Below are 19,972 nucleotides of genomic sequence, written 5' to 3' on the forward strand. Positions count from 1 at the left end.
CCGGGGGGGGGGGCCCGGGGGGGCCCCCCCCCCCCCCCCGGGCCTGGGGGGCACCAACGCCGAGAAGCCCCACGGCGGGTCAGACAGCTACGTACGGGGCGCCGCAAAGCGCAACGGCGAGGCGACCCGCGGCGGGGAGGCCGAGTGCGTACGGGGTAGCCTCAAGCGCATCGCAACCCGTACCCCCAAGGAGCCGTACCGTGAGCCAGCGCACCCTCGTCCTTCTCAAGCCCGACGCCGTCCAGCGGGGTCTGATCGGCGAGATCATCGGCCGGATCGAGCGGAAGGCCGGCTGGACGATCAGCGCGCTGGAACTGCGCACCCTCGACCGGGCGATCCTGGAGCAGCACTACGCCGAGCACGTCGGCAGGGACTTCTACGAGCCGCTGGTCGCGTTCATGTCCTCCGGTCCGGTCGTCTCGATGGTCGTCGAGGGGGAGCGGGTGATCGAGGGCGTTCGTGCGCTGGCCGGTCCGACTGACCCGATTGCCGCGCCGAGTGGGTCCATTCGTGGGGACTTCGGAACGGTCACCCGGGAGAATCTGATCCATGCCTCGGATTCCGAAGAGTCCGCCGAGCGCGAGATCAAGATTTTCTTCCCCGGGATTTCCTGACGCTTCATCAGCTGTACACCCCTCGTGACCAGGGGCGACCGAAGAATTCATCGGTCGCCCTTTGGTGTATGCGACACGATCGGGGGAACGCATCACCGCGACACGACGTCACCATTGAGGGGGGCGGGTACGTGTACGGCTGACAATGGCGAAACAGCCTCCCGACGTGTTCGAGTGGGTGCACTACGAACTACGATGGAGGCTTCCGCGCCGCAGTGCGCACCACCTCCTGCCGACCTCCAGTAAGCATTCGCTCCAGTTGGGAAGGCCAGACGTATCCTCATGGGGAACAACATGTCGTTCATCGGCCGTGACATGGCTGTCGACCTCGGGACCGCCAACACGCTGGTGTACGTCAGGGGCCGCGGAATCGTCCTGAACGAACCGTCGGTCGTGGCCATCAACACCAACACCGGCGGCATCCTCGCGGTGGGCGCAGAAGCGAAGAAGATGATCGGGCGCACGCCCGGCAACATCGTCGCCGTGCGGCCCCTGAAGGACGGTGTGATCGCCGACTTCGAGATCACCGAGCGGATGCTCCGCTACTTCATCCTGAAGATCCACAAGCGTCGGTACCTGGCCCGGCCGCGGGTCGTGGTGTGCGTTCCCTCCGGTATCACGGGAGTTGAGCGCCGCGCGGTCATCGAGGCGTCGACCCAGGCCGGTGCGCGCCAGGTGCACATCATCGAGGAGCCGATGGCCGCCGCTATCGGGTCCGGCCTGCCGGTCCACGAGGCCACCGGCAACATGGTCGTGGACATCGGCGGCGGTACCACCGAGGTCGCGGTCATCTCGCTCGGCGGGATCGTCACCGCCCAGTCGATCCGGGTGGCCGGCGACGAGCTCGACAACGCGATCATCCAGCACATCAAGAAGGAGTACAGCCTCCTGCTGGGCGAGCGCACCGCCGAGAGCATCAAGATCACCATCGGTTCGGCGTACGACCTGGAGCAGGACGAGCACACCGAGATCCGCGGCCGCGACCTGGTCTCCGGCCTGCCCAAGACCGTGGTCATCTCGGCCGCCGAGGTCCGCAAGGCCATCGAGGAACCGGTCAACTCCATCGTCGACGCGGTCAAGACGACCCTCGACAAGTGCCCGCCGGAGCTGTCCGGTGACGTCATGGACCGCGGCATCGTGCTCACCGGAGGCGGCGCCCTGCTCCGCGGCCTCGACGAGCGGCTGCGCCGCGAGACCGGCATGCCCATCCACATCGCCGAGGACCCGCTGGACTCGGTGGCCCTCGGTTCCGGCAAGTGCGTGGAGGAGTTCGAGGCGCTGCAGCAGGTCCTCGACTCCCAGCCGCGCAGGTAACACCCGGTTCCCGCCCCGCCGCGGCGCCCTGCGGGGTCCGCGGCGGTCGGGCACCATGGCGAGTGCGGCCCGTCCGCCCGGCGGACCGCTCCGTACCGGCGGTCCCGGTCGTTGATCCGGATCGTTGCTGCGAATCGCTGATATACAGGCACAACATCCCGACAGACACGGTGCCCTGACGCTTCACCACCGGGCCCGTCACAGCAAGGCAGAACGCTCAACTCCCGAACGAGACCGGCGGGGCCCGCAGCCGGCCGGTCCTACGAGGAAGGACACGGCCGCCGCACGTGAGGGACACACGAGAGAGCCGGCTGCTGCTGGTGCTGTTGGTCGCGATCGCGTTCGCGCTGATCACGGTCGACATCCGCGGCGGCGAACAGTCCCCGCTCGATGGCGCCCGGCAGGCCGCGGCCGCCGCCTTCGGGCCGGTCGAGGCCGGTGTCGCCCGCGTCGTCGACCCGGTCGGCAACGCCGTCAGCGCCGTACGGGACTCCGGCCGGCGGCACAGCAGGATCGCCCGGCTGCAGCACGAGAACGAGGCGCTGAAGGCCAAGCTCGGCTCCTCCGACCGCAACCGCAACCGGGCCCGGGAACTCGACAAGATCCTCAAGACCGCCGGCACCGGCCAGTACGCCATCAAGGGCGCCCAGGTCATCGCCATCGGCTCGGCCCAGGGCTTCTCCTGGACCATCACCATCGACGCCGGCAGCCGCGACGGCATCGCCCGCGACATGACCGTCCTCAACGGCGACGGACTGGTCGGCCGGGTCACCACCGTCGGCCCCGACACCTCCACCGTCCTGCTGGCCGCCGACCCCGACTTCACCGTCGGCACCCGCATGGAGAAGACCAACGAGATCGGCTTCGCCAACGGGCAGGGCGTCCGCTCGCTGCGCGTCCAGCTGCTCAACGGCCGGGCCACCGTCAAGAAGGGCGACCGCCTGGTCACCTTCGGCTCCAGCAAGGACAAGCCCTTCGTGCCCGGCGTGCCGGTCGGCCGGGTCGTCAAGGTCGAGCCCTCCAACGGCGATCTGACCCGCACCCTCCAGGTCCGGCCGTTCGTCTCCTTCTCCCAGCTCGACATCGTCGGCGTCGTCGTGCAGCCGCCCCGCCAGGACCCGCGGGACACCGTCCTGCCGCCCGCGCCGGCCAAGCCCAAGCCGACGCCGACGGTCACCGTCACGGCCACGCCCTCCGCGAGCGCCTCACCCAGGAGCTGACCGATGCGCATCAACCGGATCCTGCTCTCGGCCCCGCTGGTGGTCGTCGCCCTCATCATCCAGGTCAGCATCCTCGGCAGACTCCAACTGCCGGGCGCCGTACCGGACCTGCTGCTGCTCGTGGTGCTCGGCCTGGCGCTTGTCTACGGCCATGTCGCCGGCTCGCTCGTCGGCTTCTTCGCCGGGCTGCTGGCCGACCTGGCCCCGCCGTCCGACCACGCCATCGGCCGCTATGCGCTGGTGCTGTGCGTCATCGGCTACGTCGCCGGACTGACCAAGCCCGACTCCGGCCATCACCGCTCGGCGACCGTGCCGCTGATGGTCGTCATCGGCGCCGCCATCGGTTCGACCCTGATGTACGCCGGCGTCGGCTCGCTCGTCGGCGACACCGCCGCCCGGCACGTCGGCCTGGTCGGGCTGCTGGTCAGCGCCACCCTCTACGACCTGCTGCTGGCGCCGTTCACGGTCCCGCTGGTGATGTCGCTGGCCCGCCGTACCGAGCACGACTCGGTGGTCGGCGACGGTTCCCCCAGCCCCAGCGGCACCGCCACCCGTGACTCCGCGTACGGCTGGCTCACCACCGGCACCGGACTCAAGGCCAGCCGCGGCGCCATGAAGTCGGTCCGCACCAAGGCCCACATCGGCAGCCAGCGCGGCGGGCTGCTCGGCAAGTCGGCCCGCGACAAGGCCGGCCGGATCAAGGGGGTCAAGCGGCTGTGACCCACCTCCCCGAGACCCGCACGTCGCGGGTGACCGTCCGGCTCATCGCCCTCCAGATCCTGGTCTTCTCCCTGCTGCTCACGCTCGGCGGCCGGCTCTGGTACCTGCAGATCCGCAACGGCCAGGAGTACGCCACCGAGGCGCGCAACAACCACGTCCAGCAGGTCGTCGACCCGGCCACCCGCGGCTCCATCCTCGACGCGCGCGGCGTGCCGCTGGCCGACAACCAGACCAAGCTGGTGGTCTCCGCCAGCCGCACCGACCTGCTGAAGATGAAGGACGACGGCAAGGCCGTGCTCGGCCGGCTCGCCAAGGTGCTCGGCATGTCCGAGAAGGAGATCCGCAACAAGGTCCGGCTCTGCGACTCCAAGACCCCGCAGCCCTGTTGGAACGGCTCGCCGTACCAGCCGATCCCGATCACCGACGAGGCCACCACCCAGCAGGCCCTGCAGATCCGCGAGCGGTCCGAGGACTTCCCCGGCATCACCGCCGAGCCCACCGCCGTCCGCCGCTATCCGGCCCCCGTCGGGGCCAACACCGCGCAGGTGCTCGGCTATCTCTCGCCGGTCACCGACGAGGAGATCAACAAGGCCAAGAACACCAGCTCACCGCTGCTCCGCTCGGACCAGGTCGGCCGCTCCGGCCTGGAGCGCACCTACGACGAGTACCTGCGCGGCAAGGCCGCCGTCACCCGCTACGAGGTCGACAACCTCGGCCGGGTCATCGGCCAGGCCAAGAGCGTGAAGGGCCAGGCCGGTTCGTCGATAGTCACCAGCATCGACGCCCGGGTGCAGGCACTGGCGGAGAAGCAGCTGGACCAGGCCATGAAGGACGCCCGTAAGGTCCACGACAAGAACACCGGCACCAACTACAAGGCGGACTCCGGCGCCGTGGTCGTCATGGAGGCCAAGACCGGCCGGGTGGTGGCGATGGCCTCCAACCCCAGCTACGACCCCAACGCCTGGGTCGGCGGCATCTCGGGCAAGGACTACGCCCGCCTCACCGGCAAGGACTCCAACTACCCGCTGCTGAACCGCGCCATCCAGGGGCAGGCCGCCCCCGGCTCGATCTTCAAGGTCATCTCGACCACGGCGGCGGTCAACGCGGGCTACGACTTCGACGGCCACTACCCCTGCACCAGCTCGTACAGCATCGGCGGCCAGGTCTTCCGGAACTTCGAGGGCGAGGGCCACGGCGACATCAGCCTGGGCCGGGCGCTGGAGGTCTCCTGCGACACCGTCTTCTACCGGCTCTCGCACGAGGAGTGGAAGAAGGACGGCGGCGACAAGCCGAAGAAGGACCCCAACGACTGGTTCTACCGGACCGCCCACCAGTTCGGGCTCGGCAAGGAGACCGGCATCGACCTCCCCAACGAGGTCAACGGCCGGGTCCCCGACCGCCGGTGGAAGCACAACTTCTGGAAGGCCAACAAGGACGGCTGGTGCCAGCAGGCCAAGGCCTGGCCGAAGAAGAAGGACTACACCACCAAGCTCGCCCGTGAGGGCTGCCTCGAAGGCATGAAGCTGCACGCCTACGACTCGATCAACTACGCCATCGGCCAGGGCGACACCCTCGTCACCCCGATCCAGATGGCGACCATCTACGCCGCGCTCAGCAACGGCGGCACGCTCTACAACCCGACCGTGGGCAAGGCGATCGTCAGCCCCGACGGCAAGCACATCCAGATGATCAAGCCGAAGGCGCACGGCAAGTTGCCGGACAGCCCCCACACCCTCAAGCAGATCGACTCCGCACTGGCCGGCGTCGCCACCCGCGGTACCGCCGCGTGGCGTTTCCAGGGCTGGCCGCAGGACAAGATCCCGATGCACGCCAAGACCGGTACCGCCGAGGTCTACGGCAAGCAGACCACCTCGTGGTTCGCGACGTACACCAAGGACTACACGATCGTCATGACGATCTCCCAGGGTGGTACCGGATCCGGAGCCTCCGGTCCGGCCGTGCGCAACATCTACAACGCCCTCTACGGCATCGACGCGAAGGGCGGCATCGACCCGAAGGCCGCACTGCTGCCCAGGCCGCAGGGCAAGCTGCCCAAGATCGAGAGCGACGGCACCATCGAGGCCCAGCCCATCAAGCCCTACGTCCCGCCGTCCCCGTCGCCCTCACCCTCGGGGAGCCCCCAGTGACCTCAAGCCACACCTCCCGGGCGTTCTCCATCCGCCGCTACACCCCGGAACTCGGCACCTGGGGAAAGCTGACGGCACGTGACTCCGTGCTGCGCAAGCTGGACTGGATACTGCTGGTGTCCTGTCTGCTGCTGTCCCTCCTCGGCTCGCTGCTCGTCTTCTCCGCCACCCGCAACCGCACCGAGCTCAACAAGGGCGACGAGTACTACTTCTTCCTGCACCACCTGCTCAACCTCGGCATCGGCCTGGCGCTGGCCGGCGGCACGATCTGGCTCGGCCACCGCACCCTGCGCGGCGCGATCCCGGTGCTGTACGCCCTGTCGGTGGTGCTGGCCGTGCTGGTGCTGACCCCGCTCGGCGCCACCATCAACGGCTCGCGCTCCTGGCTGGCGATCCCCGGCGGCTTCTCCCTCCAGCCCGCCGAGTTCGCGAAGATCACCATCTCGCTCGGCATGGCGATGATCCTGGCCTCCCGGGTCGACGCCGGCGACCGCCCGTACCCCGGACACCGCACCGTCGTCCAGGCGCTCGGGCTGGCCGCCGTGCCCGTCCTCATCATCCTGCTGATGCCCGACCTCGGCTCGGTCATGGTGCTCGGCGCCGTCATCCTCGGCGTGCTGCTCGCCTCCGGCGCGTCCAACCGCTGGATCCTCGGACTGGTGAGCGCCGGAGTCGTCGGCTGCGTCGCCATCTGGCAGCTCGGGCTGCTCGACGCGTACCAGATCGCCCGCTTCGCCGCGTTCGCCAACCCGAGCCTGGACCCGGCCGGTGTCGGCTACAACACCAACCAGGCCCGGATCGCGATCGGCGGCGGCGGACTGACCGGCTCCGGGCTCTTCCACGGCAGCCAGACCACCGGTCAGTTCGTCCCCGAGCAGCAGACGGACTTCATCTTCACCGTCGCCGGTGAGGAACTGGGCTTCCTGGGGGCGGGCCTGATCATCGTTCTGCTCGGCGTCGTGCTCTGGCGCGCCTGCCGGATCGCCCGCGAGTCGACCGAGCTCTACGGCACGATCGTGGCCTCCGGCATCATCGCGTGGTTCGCCTTCCAGTCCTTCGAGAACGTCGGCATGACGCTGGGCATCATGCCCGTCACCGGTCTGCCGCTGCCCTTCGTCTCCTACGGCGGCACGTCGATGTTCGCGGTCTGGATCGCCATAGGGCTGCTCCAGTCGATCCGGGTCGGCCGCCCGCTGTCGGCGTCCCGCTGACGGCGGGGCCCGGCCGCGGCCGGGTCACCGCCCGGTGTACAGCGCGAACCACAGCGACGCGGACCGCGGCCCGCCGGCGTACGGCGTGGTGCCCCAGTCGTCGGCGAGCGCGCCGGTCAGCCGCTGCCCGTGATCGGCGTCCTCGGCCAGCGGGTCGTACGGCGGGCGGGCCGGCGGCGGAACGGCCCGCGGGGGACGGCGGACCAGGGCCGCGTCGTGCACGCTGATCCGCAGGCCGTGCCCGGCCGTCAGCATCCGCAGCAGGATGTCGGCCGACCGCGGGGTGCGCAGATGGGAGGCGGTGACCGCCTCCGAGGTGAGCAGCACCGCGGTGTCCAGAAGCGGGGTGAGCGGGGTGTTCCGTAGGACGGCCGCCACGAAATCCCGGGCGAGCTTCGGCGTGCTGGGATCGCTCGGCGCCGTCAGCAGGAACGGGCGGGCCCCCGCCGAGACGCGGATGGGTGACCGGGCGACGGCTGCGCTGTGGGGGTGCACGGGTGTCTCCCTCCCCGGAGGGTCGAGTGAGCGCCGATCGCCACCCTGCGTGGGTGGCTAGTGACACACCGTAATCCACCTTCCCCGGCATGTGCCACCCGCCTTCCGGATGCTGGAACGGACCACGGAGAGCGACCCCGTCCGGGAGGCTGGTCCCTCGTATGGCCGCTGGCTACATTCGAGGCATGGCGGACACCGTGCGGGAGATCGAGCGGAAATACGAGGCCGACGACGACACCCACCTGCCCGACCTGGCCGGCGTCGACCGGGTCGCGAGCGTGGACGAACGCGGCACCGACAGCCTGGACGCCCTCTACTACGACACCGCGGACCAGCGCCTCGCCGCGGACGGCGTCACCCTCCGGCGGCGCACCGGAGGCCCGGACGCCGGCTGGCACCTGAAGCTACCGGTCGCCGCCGGTGTGCGCGACGAGATCCGGGCGCCCCTCTCGGACGCCCCGCCCCCCGAACTGACCGCACTGGTCCGCTCCCGGACCCGCGGCCGGGACCTGATCCCGCTCGTCCGGCTGCGGACCCGGCGGACGGTCCGGGTGCTGCGCGATGCCGCGGGCGCACCCCTCGCCGAAGTGGCGGTGGACGCGGTGACCGCGCGGCGGGTGACGTTCGCGGCTCCGCCGGACGCGGCGCCCGGCGGCACCGGCCCGATGGAGGCGCGCTGGCACGAGATCGAGGTCGAGCTGGCCGAGGGCGACGGCGACACCGGGCTGCTGGACGCGATCGGCCGGGCGCTGGCCGCCGCCGGGGTGCGCCCCGCCTCGGCGCCCTCCAAGCTGGCCCGGGCCCTGACCGAGACCGGCCTGCGCGCCGACGGGGCCGACGAGCGCCCCGCGGGCGCCTCGTCCGCCCGCTCCGGCGGGAAGCCGCGCACCGCCGCCGACCTCGTCCTGGACTACGCCGCCGCGCAGGTGCGGGCGATCACCGCGCTCGATCCCGCGGTCCGCCGCGACCTGCCCGATTCCGTGCACCAGATGCGGGTCGCCACCCGCCGTCTGCGCAGCGCCTTCCGCTCCTACGCCAAGGTCCTCGACCGTGTCGTCACCGACCCGATCGGTGTCGAACTGAAGTGGTTGGCAGGGGAGTTGGGGGTGGGCCGGGATCAGGAGGTGCTGGCCGAGCGGCTGAGTGCGGGGCTGGCCGAGGTGCCCCGGACGCTGCGGCTCGGCCCGGTGGCCGCCCGGCTGCAGCTGTGGTCGCAGCGCAACCGGGCCGGCGCCCGGGACCGGGTGCTCGCCGTACTGGACGACCCCCGCTACCTGGCCCTCCTGGACCGGCTGCACGCCCTCCTGGCGGAGCCGCCGCTGCGCGCCGCCGCCGAGCGACCCGCCCCCGAGGCGGCGGCCCGGGCCGTCCTCAAGGACTACCGGCGGCTGGCCGGCCGGGTGGAGGCCGCGCTGGACGCCCCCGCCGGCCAGGGCCGGGACGAGGCGCTGCACAGCGCCCGCAAGGCCGCCAAGCGGGCCCGGTACGCGGCGGAGGCGGCCCGCCCGGCGCTCGGCAAGCCGGCGAAGAAGTTCGCCAAGCGGATCAAGAAGGTGCAGCAGCTGCTCGGCGACCACCAGGACAGCGTGGTGGCCCGGGGCGCCCTTCGCGACCTGGCCACCCAGGCCCACCGCGCCGGCGAGGGCGGCTTCACCTTCGGCCTCCTCTACGGCCATGAGGAAGCCTTGGCCGCCGAACGGGAGCGCGACCTCCCGGCCACCTGGGCGAAGGCCTCCCGCAAGGGGCTGCGGGCGAAGCTGGGGGCCTGAGAGGGGGGTGCCGCGTCCGCCGTGCGATTTCGGGTGCCGCCGAGCGGGTTACGCTTGAGAGTCGCCCCTTGTCAGCCCACGAAGGTTCGAGATGTCCGAGTCGGTTTTCCCGCAACTCGAAGCTCTGCTCCCACACGTGCAGAAGCCGATCCAGTACGTCGGCGGTGAGCTCAACTCCACGGTCAAGCCGTGGGAGAGCTGCGACGTCCGCTGGGCCCTCATGTACCCCGACGCGTACGAGGTCGGGCTGCCCAATCAGGGCGTCATGATCCTCTACGAGGTCCTCAACGAGCAGGAGGGCGTGCTCGCCGAGCGCACCTACAGCGTCTGGCCGGACCTCGAAGCGCTGATGCGCGAGCACAAGGTGCCGCAGTTCACGGTCGACGCGCACCGCCCCGTCGGCGCCTTCGACGTGCTCGGCGTCTCCTTCTCGACGGAGCTGGGCTACACCAACCTGCTCACCGCCCTGGACCTGGCCGGCATCCCGTTCGAGTCCAAGGACCGCACCGACGAGCACCCGCTGATCCTCGCGGGCGGCCACGCCGCCTTCAACCCCGAGCCGATCGCGGACTTCCTCGACTGCGCGGTGGTCGGCGACGGCGAGCAGGCGGTGCTGGAGATCACCGAGATCATCCGCACCTGGAAGAACGAGGGGCGCCCGGGCGGCCGGGACGAGCTGCTGTTCCGCCTCGCGAAGACCGGCAGCGTCTACGTCCCCAAGTTCTACGACGTCGAGTACCTGGCCGACGGCCGGATCTCCCGCGTCGTGCCCAACCGCTCCGGCGTCCCGTGGCGGGTCTCCAAGCACACCGTCATGGACCTGGATGAGTGGCCGTACCCCAAGCAGCCGCTGGTGCCGCTCGCCGAGACCGTGCACGAGCGGATGTCGGTGGAGATCTTCCGGGGCTGCACCCGCGGCTGCCGTTTCTGCCAGGCCGGCATGATCACGCGCCCCGTGCGGGAGCGAAGCATCACCGGCATCGGCGAGATGGTGGACAAGGGTCTGAAGGCCACCGGATTCGAGGAGGTCGGCCTGCTGTCACTGTCCTCCGCGGACCACACCGAGATCGGTGACATCGCCAAGGGCCTCGCCGACCGGTACGAGGAAGACAAGATCGGCCTGTCGCTGCCCTCGACCCGGGTCGACGCCTTCAACATCGACCTCGCCAACGAGCTGACCCGCAACGGCCGCCGGTCCGGCCTCACCTTCGCCCCCGAGGGCGGCTCCGAGCGCATCCGCAAGGTCATCAACAAGATGGTCTCGGAGGAGGACCTGATCCGTACGGTCGCCACGGCCTACGGCAACGGCTGGCGCCAGGTGAAGCTGTACTTCATGTGCGGTCTGCCCACCGAGACCGACGACGACGTGCTGCAGATCGCCGACATGGCGACCAAGGTCATCGCCAAGGGCCGCGAGGTCTCCCGGTCCAACGACATCCGCTGCACGGTCTCCATCGGCGGCTTCGTGCCCAAGCCGCACACCCCGTTCCAGTGGGCGCCGCAGCTGTCGGCGGAGGAGACGGACGCCCGGCTCGAAAAGCTCCGCGACAAGATCCGCGGCGACAAGAAGTACGGCCGCTCCATCGGCTTCCGCTACCACGACGGCAAGCCCGGCATCGTCGAGGGCCTGCTCTCCCGCGGTGACCGCCGCATCGGCGCCGTCATCCGGGCCGTCTACGAGGACGGCGGCCGCTTCGACGGCTGGCGCGAGCACTTCTCCTACGACCGCTGGATGCAGGCCGCCGAGAAGACGCTGCCGGAGTTCGGCGTGGACGTCGCCTGGTACACCACCCGCGAGCGGGAGTACGAGGAGGTCCTGCCCTGGGACCACCTGGACTCCGGCCTCGACAAGGACTGGCTCTGGGAGGACTGGCAGGACGCCCTCGACGAGACCGAGGTCGAGGACTGCCGCTGGACTCCGTGCTTCGACTGCGGTGTCTGCCCGCAGATGGACACCCAGATCCAGATCGGCCCCACGGGCAAGAAGCTGCTGCCGCTGACGGTCGTCAAGTAGCGCGTGCCGTAAGGAAGTTCGGCCCGGCCCCGCCCTCGCGGTGGCCGGGCCGCAGCGTGCTCGGCACAATGATCCGATGCCCGCACCGCACCCGTCGACGGCAGGGCGGCTCGTCGCCCCCTCCGTCGAGTTCCGCGACTCCTTCCTCGCCGCCATGGACGAGTTCCGCGCCGACGGCGCCGAGCACACCCCGCAGTCCCACCTGGCGCGCGAACTGCGCACCTGGCACACCCGCTGGCCGACCCCCGAGGGGTTCGCCGCGTACGTCGCCGAGGTCGCCGGGACCGCCTACGACGAGCGCGCCGACGGCCGGGTGCCGATGTCCACCCGGTGGTGGGTGGTGGACGGCAGCTATCTGGGACGCGTCACCTTCCGTCACCGGCTCACCCCCTCCCTCCGCACCTGGGGCGGTCACATCGGGTACGCGGTCCGGCCCGGTGCCCGGCGGCAGGGGCACGCCACCGCGATGCTGCGCGCCGCCCTGCCGATCGCCCGGGACGAGCTGGGCATCGATCCGTTGCTGGTCACCTGCGACGCGGACAACACCGGATCACGCAAGGTCATCGAGGCCTGCGGGGGGATCTTCGAGGACCAGCGGGACGAGAAGCTGCGGTACTGGATCACCGCGACGGTGCCCGCCGGCGGCCTCGGCGACGGGTCCGGTGATCAGGTCTGAGGGGGGCCGGGCCGCCCTTGGGGAACCAGGAGGCCCGGGGACACGTACTCTAGGTAGCAGTACGACCGCTCTCACGAAGGACTGAACGACACTGGGCAAGCGACAGCCCGAAGGCCCGCCGCCCGCACCGGCGGTGCAGCGCATCCGACTGCGCTACACCAAGCGCGGCCGCCTCCGGTTCACCAGCCACCGCGACTTCCAGCGCGCTTTCGAGCGGGCGCTGCGCCGCGCCGAGGTCCCCATGGCCTATTCGGCGGGCTTCACCCCGCACCCCAAGGTGTCGTATGCGAACGCCGCCCCGACCGGCACGGGCAGCGAGGCCGAGTATCTGGAGATCCAGCTCGCCGAGCGCCGCGACCCGGACAAGCTTCGCGAGCTCCTCGACGAGTCGCTGCCGACGGGGCTCGACGTGATCGACTCGGTCGAGGCGCTCACCAGCGGCCTGGCCGACCGGCTGCAGGCATCGGTGTGGGAGCTCCGGCTCGACGGCGTCGACCCCGAGGCCGCTGCCCGCGCCGTCGAGGCGTTCCTCGCGGCCGAAGAGGTGCTGGTCGAGCGCCGCACGAAGAACGGCATGCGGACCTTCGACGCCCGGGCCGCGGTGGCACATCTGGAGGTGGCCGGTTGCCAGGGCGATAGGCCCGACGGCAAAGCCTGTGCGATACTGCGGCTGGTTGTTCGGCATGTGACACCCGCCGTTCGACCCGACGACGTCCTGTCCGGCCTCCGAGCTACGGCCGACCTGGCGCCGCCGGTCCCCGCTGCGGTGACCAGGCTGGCGCAGGGGCTGCTCGATGAGGAGACCGGCGCGGTGACCGACCCGCTTGCGCCCGACCGCGACGCTGCCACGGCCGCCCCATCCACGGCCGCCGGGCAGAGTGCCGCGAAGGCGCCGGGCGGGGCCTCCCCGGCAGCCGGGGAAGGCACTGCGTAGGACCGCCGTCGTCGCGTCGCCGATCAACCAGGGCGCCACCCCGGTCCGGCAGACGCACTGACCAGGAGACTTTCGCCGGTCCCCACCCCAAAAAAAGGGGCCGGCGAGCGAGACGACAGCTCCCGTGCGGCGCCCACGCCCCGGACAGCGGGTTCCGCGCTCATCACGCGGCCCGCTACCGGAACAAGGCGCGGCGCCCGGGAGCGTGACGGGAGAACCGCCCGCATGCTCGAGCCCATTGAGCCCACTGAAGCCACGTCGTCCCCGGACCGCGGTCCGGACGACAACCACTCACCCAGTGACACGCTGCCGCCGCGCCGTCGGCGCCGGGCGGCGTCCCGGCCGGCCGGCCCCCCGGTCGCCGGCGACGCCCCCGCGGCCACCGTGGTGAGCACCGAGCCCACCGAGCCGACGGCCACCCGCGCCGCCGCCGAGGAGCCCGCCGCGTCCGCGGTGAGCAGCGGCGACGAGGCCAAGCCGGCCCGTACGCGCCGCCGTGCGACCCGTAAGGCCACCGCCCCCGCCGGGGCCCCGCCGGCCGCCGCCGAGGCGCCGGCAGAGGCGCCTGCCGCCCCCGCCCCCGCCGCCGAGGCGCCCGCGGAGGTGCCGCAGGCCGAGGAGGCCGCCCCGCGCCGTACCCGCCGCCGGGCGACCCGCAAGGTGACCTCCCCCACCGCTTCCCCGCAGCCCGAGGCCGCCCCGGAACCGGCCGCGGTGGTCGAAGAAGCCGAGGAGGCCGAGGAGACCGCGCCGGTCGTCGAGGAGGCCGCGGTCGTCGAGGAGCCCGCGAAGCCGGCCCGTACGCGTCGCCGTGCGACCCGTAAGGCCACCGCTCCCGCCGGTGCCCCCCAGGTGAGCGCCGAGGCGCCGGCCGAGGCCCCGGCCGCCGCAGTGGAGGCGCCGGCGCCCGCGGAGACCGTCGAGGAGGCCCCGGTCGCCGAGGAGCCCGCCAAGCCGGCCCGTACGCGTCGCCGTGCCACCCGTAAGGCCACCGCCCCCGCGGGTGCTCCGCAGCCGGCCGAGGAGCCCGCCGAGGCGCCCCTGCCGACCGGGGAGGCCGCGGCGGAGGCCGAGGCCCCCGCCGCGCCCGCCGCCGAGGAGACCGAGGAGACCGAGGGGCCGCGCCGCCGTACCCGCCGCCGTGCCGAGCGCGCCGCGGAGCCGGTCGCCGAGGCACCGCGCGCCGAGGAGGAGCCCGAGCAGGAGGCCCCGGCGCGCGGCCGCCGCCGCGCCCAGCGGCCGCCGACCGCGGTCTTCCAGGCGCCGGTCTTCACCGAGCCGATGTTCCAGACCCCCGAGACCGCCGCCGCCGCCCATGCCGCGGCGCGTCAGGAGGCCGCCGAGGCCGAGCAGCTCTCCGAGGAGCAGCCGCCGGCCGCCGCGCGGCGCCGTCGCCGCCGGGGCGCCCCCGCTGAGGCCGAGCAGGTCGTCACCGCTCCGGTGGAGGAGCCGGAGGCCGCCGAGGAGGCCGAGGCCGAGTCCGAGGAGGCCGGCCACGCCGAGGACGAGTTCGCCGAGCGTCCGTCGCGCCGCCGTCGCCGTGGTGGCCGTCGCCGTCGCCGCGGGGAGGCCGCCGAGGGTGCCGAGGAGCAGCCCGCCGAGGCCGCTGCTGAGGAGGGCGCCCAGGAGGCCGAGACCGAGGAGGCCGGCCGCCCGGAGGAGGCCGCCGAGGAGGCGGAGGAGCACGCCGAGGACGAGCAGCCGGCCGCCGGCAGCAGCAGCAGCCGCCGTCGCCGTCGCCGCCGCCGTCGCAGCGGGGAGGCCGCCGACGTCGAGGCCGCGCACGCCGACGACCCCGAGCGCACGGTGGTCAAGGTCCGCGAGCCCCGCAAGAAGGAGGAGGGCACCGGCGCGGACGAGGTGCAGTCGATCAAGGGGTCGACGCGCCTGGAGGCCAAGAAGCAGCGCCGCCGCGAGGGCCGCGAGCAGGGCCGCCGCCGGGTGCCGATCATCACCGAGGCGGAGTTCCTCGCCCGCCGCGAGGCCGTCGAGCGGGTGATGGTCGTCCGCCAGAGCGGCGAGCGCACCCAGATCGCCGTCCTTGAGGACAACGTGCTCGTGGAGCACTTCGTCAACAAGGAGCAGGCCACCTCGTACGTCGGCAACGTCTACCTCGGCAAGGTGCAGAACGTCCTGCCGTCGATGGAGGCCGCCTTCGTCGACATCGGCAAGGGCCGCAACGCCGTGCTGTACGCCGGTGAGGTCAACTTCGAGGCGCTGGGCATGGCCAACGGCCCGCGCCGGATCGAGACCGCGCTGAAGTCCGGCCAGTCGGTGCTGGTGCAGGTCACCAAGGACCCGATCGGTCACAAGGGCGCCCGCCTGACCAGCCAGGTCTCGCTGCCCGGCCGCTACCTGGTCTACGTGCCCGAGGGCTCGATGACCGGGATCAGCCGCAAGCTCCCGGACACCGAGCGGGCCCGGCTGAAGCAGATCCTCAAGAAGATCGTCCCCGAGGACGCGGGCGTGATCGTCCGTACCGCCGCGGAGGGCGCGAGCGAGGAGGAGCTGGCCCGCGACGTCCAGCGCCTGCAGGCCCAGTGGGAAGAGATCCAGAAGAAGTCCAAGAGCAGCAGCTCCAGCGCGCCGTCGCTCCTGTACGGCGAGCCGGACATGACCGTCCGGGTCGTGCGCGACATCTTCAACGAGGACTTCTCCAAGGTCATCGTCAGCGGTGACGACGCCTGGGAGACGATCCACGGCTACGTCGCCCACGTGGCGCCGGACCTCGCCGACCGGCTGCAGAAGTGGACCTCGGACGTCGACGTCTTCGCGACGTACCGGATCGACGAGCAGCTGATGAAGGCGCTGGACCGCAAGGTCTGGCTGCCCAGCGGCGGTTCGCTGGTGATCGACCGGACCGAGGCGATGGTCGTGGTCGACGTCAACACCGGCAAGTTCACCGGCCAGGGCGGCAACCTGGAGGAGACGGTCACCAGGAACAACCTGGAGGCGGCCGAGGAGATCGTGCGCCAGCTGCGGCTGCGCGACCTCGGCGGCATCATCGTGATCGACTTCATCGACATGGTGCTGGAGTCCAACCGGGACCTGGTGCTGCGGCGCCTGCTGGAGTGCCTGGGCCGGGACCGTACGAAGCACCAGGTGGCCGAGGTCACCTCGCTCGGCCTGGTCCAGATGACCCGCAAGCGGGTCGGCCAGGGCCTGCTGGAGTCGTTCTCCGAGTCGTGTGTGCACTGCAACGGCCGGGGCGTCATCGTCCACATGGACCAGCCGACGACGGCCGGTGGTGGCGGCAAGCGCAAGAAGAAGGGCAAGGCGGCGCCGGTCGAGGCCGCCCCGCCGCACGTCCACGAGGTCGAGGCCGCCGAGCCCGGCCCGGACGGCGGTGCGCCCGAGCTGGAGCCGGTGGCCGTGACGGAGGCCGAGCTGCAGCCCGCGGTGGCCGGTACCGACGAGTGGTTCAGCAGCCCGGCGGAGGCCGAGGCGGCTGCCGGACGCGGGCGGGGCCGCCGCCGGGTGAGCCGGAAGGTGTCCGCTCCGGCGGGCGCTCCCAAGGCCGCCGCCGAGGAGGCCGCCGCGATCGTGCTGCCGGCCGAGCCGGAGCCCGCGCCGGTCGCCGAGCCGGAGCCGGCCGCTGCGCCGGAGCCGGTCGCCGAGGCCCCGGAGCCCGCGCCGGCCCGTCCGCGCCGTCGGGTGACCCGTAAGGTGACCGCTCCGGCGGGCTCGCCCGAGGTGTCCGACGACTCCGCGGCGACCGTGGTGATCGCCACGCCGGCCGCGGCGGAGCCGGAGCCGGCCGCCGAGCCGGTGACGGAGCCGGCCGAGGCGCCGGCCGCGACCGCGGAGCCCGTCGAGGGCGCCGAGGCGGCCGAGCCGGAGGCGGCGCCCGTGGCCAAGAAGGCCGCGAAGAAGGCGACGGCCAAGAAGGCCACCGCCAAGAAGACCGCGGCGAAGAAGACCACGGCCAAGAAGACGGCGGCGAAGAAGACCACCACCGCCAAGAAGGCCACGGCGAAGAAGACCACCACGAAGAAGGCGACGACGAAGAAGGCCGCGGCCAAGAAGACCGCCGCCGCCGAGCAGCCCTCGGTCGCGCAGGCAGAGGGCGCGGCGTAAGCCGCTCCGGTGGAGCCGGTGCCTGCACCGGGTTCTCCGCGGAGGACTGAGCGTCACGACCGTACCCCGGGCCGTCACGGCGGCCCGGGGCCGGTTTGACCCCCTGGTCAAGGCCCCGTAACCTTGACCGTCGGTGTCTGAGAACTCAGCACACCACCACTTCTGAGCAACTACCTCTCGGTCCGCCGAGGGAGGCCGCTCGTCCGATCGGATTCCACGGGACGTCCCGAGCCCGTGAGAGCGGCTGGCATCAGAGGATCCGTTTCTAGCGAAAGAGAGTTCCGCGTGTACGCGATCGTGCGCACCGGCGGGCGCCAGCAGAAGGTCTCTGTCGGCGACGTCATCGAGGTTGACCGCATTTCCACCAGCAAGGTCGGCGACACCGTCGAGCTCTCCACGCTGCTGGTCGTCGACGGTGACTCGGTCACCAGCGACCCGTGGGTCCTGGCCGGCGTGAAGGTCCAGGGTGAGGTCGTGGACCACCACAAGGGCAACAAGATCCGGATCCAGAAGTACAAGAACAAGACCGGTTACAAGAAGCGGATCGGCCACCGCCAGCTCCACACGGCGCTGAAGATCACCGGCATCGACGCTCCGGCGAAGTAAGGGACTGAGGAGACATGGCACACAAGAAGGGCGCATCGTCCACCCGGAACGGTCGCGACTCCAATGCTCAGCGGCTCGGCGTGAAGCGCTTCGGCGGTCAGGCCGTCCTCGCCGGTGAGATCCTGGTCCGCCAGCGTGGCACCCACTTCCACCCGGGCTCGGGCGTCGGCCGCGGCGGCGACGACACCCTGTTCGCCCTGCAGGCCGGTGCGGTGCAGTTCGGCACCCACCGTGGCCGCAAGGTCGTGAACATCGTCCCGGTCGCCGAGTAATTCCGGCCGGACGTCACACAGCACCACTAGGGGCGGACCGCCTTTCCTGCGTGAGCGGGAAGGCCGGTCCGCCCTTGGCGTGTTACGACAGTGAGACCGCTGCCGTACCCGCCGTCCCGGCCGTAACCGCCGCGCTGCTCCCCGTAGTTGCGTGGCCGCCGCGGCGCCCCCGTAGTACCGCAGTACCCAGACCACCCCGCTCATCTGGAGGCACCCCACCATGACCACCTTCGTGGACCGCGTCGAGCTGCACGTCGCCGCGGGTAACGGAGGCCACGGCTGTGCCTCCGTACACCGGGAGAAGTTCAAGCCGCTCGGCGGCCCCGACGGCGGCAACGGCGGCCGCGGCGGCGATGTGATCCTGGTCGTCGACCAGGACGTCACCACCCTCCTCGACTACCACCACCACCCGCACCGCAAGGCCACCAACGGCCAGCCCGGTGCCGGCGACAACCGCGAGGGCAAGAACGGCAAGGACCTCGTCCTGCCGGTCCCGGACGGGACGGTCGTGCTCGACAAGAACGGTGAGGTGCTCGCCGACCTGGTGGGCCAGGGCACCACCTTCGTCGCCGGCCAAGGCGGCCGCGGCGGCCTCGGCAACGCCGCGCTGGCTTCCGCCCGCCGCAAGGCGCCCGGGTTCGCGCTGCTCGGCGAGCCGGGGGAGACCCGGGACATCGTCCTGGAGCTCAAGACCGTCGCGGACGTCGCGCTGGTCGGCTACCCGAGCGCGGGCAAGTCGTCGCTGATCTCGGTGCTCTCCGCGGCCCGGCCGAAGATCGCGGACTACCCCTTCACGACGCTGGTGCCCAACCTCGGCGTGGTCACCGCCGGCGCCACGGTCTACACCATCGCGGACGTCCCCGGCCTGATCCCGGGCGCCAGCCAGGGCAAGGGCCTGGGCCTGGAGTTCCTGCGGCACGTCGAGCGCTGCGAGGTGCTGGTGCACGTCCTGGACACCGCGACCCTGGAGTCCGACCGGGACCCGGTCTCCGACCTCGACGTCATCGAGGAGGAGCTGGCCCAGTACGGCGGCCTGGAGAACCGGCCGCGGGTGGTCGTGCTCAACAAGGTCGACATCCCCGACGGCAAGGACCTGGCCGACATGATCCGGCCGGACCTGGAGGAGCGCGGCTACCGGGTCTTCGAGGTCTCGGCCGTGGCCCGCCAGGGCCTCAAGGAGCTGTCGTACGCGCTGGCCGACATCGTCGCCAAGGCGCGCGCCGCCAAGCCCGTCCAGGAGGCGACGCGGATCGTCATCCGTCCCAAGGCGGTGGACGACGCGGGCTTCACGGTCACGCAGGAGGGCGAGGGCTTCTTCCGCGTACGGGGCGAGAAGCCGGAGCGCTGGGTGCGGCAGACGGACTTCAACAACGACGAGGCGGTCGGCTATCTGGCGGACCGGCTCAACCGCCTCGGCGTCGAGGACGCGCTCCTCAAGGCGGGCGCCCGCGCCATGGACGGCGTGGCGATCGGCCCGGAGGACAACGCGGTGGTCTTCGACTGGGAGCCGTCGATGACGGCCGGTGCGGAGATGCTGGGCCGGCGCGGCGAGGACCACCGCTTCGAGGCACCCCGCCCGGCCGCCCAGCGCCGCCGCGACCGCGACGCGGAACGCGACGAGGCCGCCCAGGAGTACGACGGCTTCAAGCCGTTCTAGCGGACTGACGCTCAGCGGCCTGGCGGACTGCCGCTCAGCGGCGCGCTGGGGAGCCGATGCTCTAGGGAACGGACGCTCTGGGGAGCCGCCGGTAACCGGAGACTGCTGTGCGCCGGAGACCGACGCGCCCGGAACCGCCGCGCGCCGTAAACCCGCGCAAGCCCGCGCACATGTACCCGCCCACCCCCCGAAGGGGGGTGGGCGGCGGGGAAAACAAACAACCAGGGCGCAGGAAAACCAGGCACC

Annotated in this window: 15 protein-coding genes; 14 read left to right on the forward strand and 1 reads right to left on the reverse strand. The window is 71.8% G+C overall.

Translation table 11 applies throughout. The features are described 5' to 3' along the window. The first annotated feature begins 200 nt into the window (after positions 1-200). The 6 genes from ndk (at position 201) to rodA (ending at position 7,226) form a co-directional block, all read left to right on the forward strand. On the forward strand, positions 201-614 hold the full coding sequence (gene ndk, locus AB0G35_RS03670; RefSeq protein WP_360943111.1) for a nucleoside-diphosphate kinase: 414 nt from the start codon (positions 201-203) through the stop codon (positions 612-614). A 294-nt stretch (positions 615-908) separates the two neighbouring features. Next, positions 909-1,928, forward strand: a complete 1,020-nt coding sequence (locus tag AB0G35_RS03675; RefSeq protein WP_003985182.1) for a rod shape-determining protein — start codon at positions 909-911, stop codon at positions 1,926-1,928. 287 nt (positions 1,929-2,215) lie between these two features. Continuing rightward, positions 2,216-3,148, forward strand: coding sequence for a rod shape-determining protein MreC (gene mreC, locus AB0G35_RS03680; RefSeq protein WP_360943114.1), 933 nt, complete (start codon positions 2,216-2,218; stop codon positions 3,146-3,148). A gap of 3 nt (positions 3,149-3,151) precedes the next feature. After that, the gene (gene mreD, locus AB0G35_RS03685) at positions 3,152-3,868 is read left to right on the forward strand and encodes a rod shape-determining protein MreD (protein ID WP_360943117.1); all 717 of its coding nucleotides are present in this window, start codon (positions 3,152-3,154) and stop codon (positions 3,866-3,868) included. Further along, positions 3,865-6,015, forward strand: coding sequence for a penicillin-binding protein 2 (mrdA, locus tag AB0G35_RS03690; protein WP_360943120.1), 2,151 nt, complete (start codon positions 3,865-3,867; stop codon positions 6,013-6,015). Before mreD ends, mrdA begins: the two co-directional genes overlap by 4 nt. A gap of 29 nt (positions 6,016-6,044) precedes the next feature. Continuing rightward, positions 6,045-7,226 (forward strand): rod shape-determining protein RodA, encoded by a 1,182-nt coding sequence (gene rodA / locus AB0G35_RS03695; protein ID WP_360943789.1) that lies wholly within the window; start codon positions 6,045-6,047, stop codon positions 7,224-7,226. Between the two features lie 24 nt (positions 7,227-7,250). On the opposite strand, the gene AB0G35_RS03700 is transcribed toward rodA, so the two are convergent. Beyond that, on the reverse strand, positions 7,251-7,721 hold the full coding sequence (locus AB0G35_RS03700; protein ID WP_360943123.1) for an ATP-binding protein: 471 nt from the start codon (positions 7,719-7,721) through the stop codon (positions 7,251-7,253). 185 nt (positions 7,722-7,906) lie between these two features. Here AB0G35_RS03700 and AB0G35_RS03705 point away from each other — a divergent pair, with 185 nt between their 5' ends. The 8 genes from AB0G35_RS03705 (at position 7,907) to obgE (ending at position 19,726) form a co-directional block, all read left to right on the forward strand. Then, positions 7,907-9,490 carry a CYTH and CHAD domain-containing protein gene (locus tag AB0G35_RS03705; RefSeq protein WP_360943126.1) on the forward strand — a complete coding sequence of 528 codons (1,584 nt, stop codon included), beginning with the start codon at positions 7,907-7,909 and terminating at the stop codon, positions 9,488-9,490. A gap of 91 nt (positions 9,491-9,581) precedes the next feature. After that, positions 9,582-11,504, forward strand: coding sequence for a TIGR03960 family B12-binding radical SAM protein (locus AB0G35_RS03710; RefSeq protein ID WP_360943129.1), 1,923 nt, complete (start codon positions 9,582-9,584; stop codon positions 11,502-11,504). Between the two features lie 76 nt (positions 11,505-11,580). Then, positions 11,581-12,180: a GNAT family N-acetyltransferase gene (locus tag AB0G35_RS03715; protein WP_360943132.1), complete on the forward strand. Its 600-nt coding sequence runs from the start codon at positions 11,581-11,583 to the stop codon at positions 12,178-12,180. 133 nt (positions 12,181-12,313) lie between these two features. Next, positions 12,314-13,114 carry a TIGR03936 family radical SAM-associated protein gene (locus AB0G35_RS03720; RefSeq protein WP_360943135.1) on the forward strand — a complete coding sequence of 267 codons (801 nt, stop codon included), beginning with the start codon at positions 12,314-12,316 and terminating at the stop codon, positions 13,112-13,114. Positions 13,115-13,339: 225 nt separating this feature from the next. Beyond that, the gene (locus tag AB0G35_RS03725; protein WP_360943138.1) at positions 13,340-17,191 is read left to right on the forward strand and encodes an Rne/Rng family ribonuclease; all 3,852 of its coding nucleotides are present in this window, start codon (positions 13,340-13,342) and stop codon (positions 17,189-17,191) included. A 285-nt stretch (positions 17,192-17,476) separates the two neighbouring features. Continuing rightward, complete coding sequence (gene rplU, locus AB0G35_RS03730) at positions 17,477-17,797, forward strand: 50S ribosomal protein L21 (RefSeq protein WP_360943141.1); 321 nt, start codon at positions 17,477-17,479, stop codon at positions 17,795-17,797. Between the two features lie 14 nt (positions 17,798-17,811). Then, entirely contained in the window at positions 17,812-18,069 is a 258-nt protein-coding gene (gene rpmA / locus AB0G35_RS03735; RefSeq protein ID WP_360943144.1) for a 50S ribosomal protein L27, read from the forward strand. A 220-nt stretch (positions 18,070-18,289) separates the two neighbouring features. After that, on the forward strand, positions 18,290-19,726 hold the full coding sequence (gene obgE, locus AB0G35_RS03740; protein WP_360943147.1) for a GTPase ObgE: 1,437 nt from the start codon (positions 18,290-18,292) through the stop codon (positions 19,724-19,726). Positions 19,727-19,972 lie beyond the last annotated feature (246 nt).

Origin of the sequence: Streptomyces sp. NPDC021749 (genome assembly GCF_040640655.1) — a bacterium.
Taxonomy (GTDB): Bacteria; Actinomycetota; Actinomycetes; order Streptomycetales; family Streptomycetaceae; genus Streptomyces.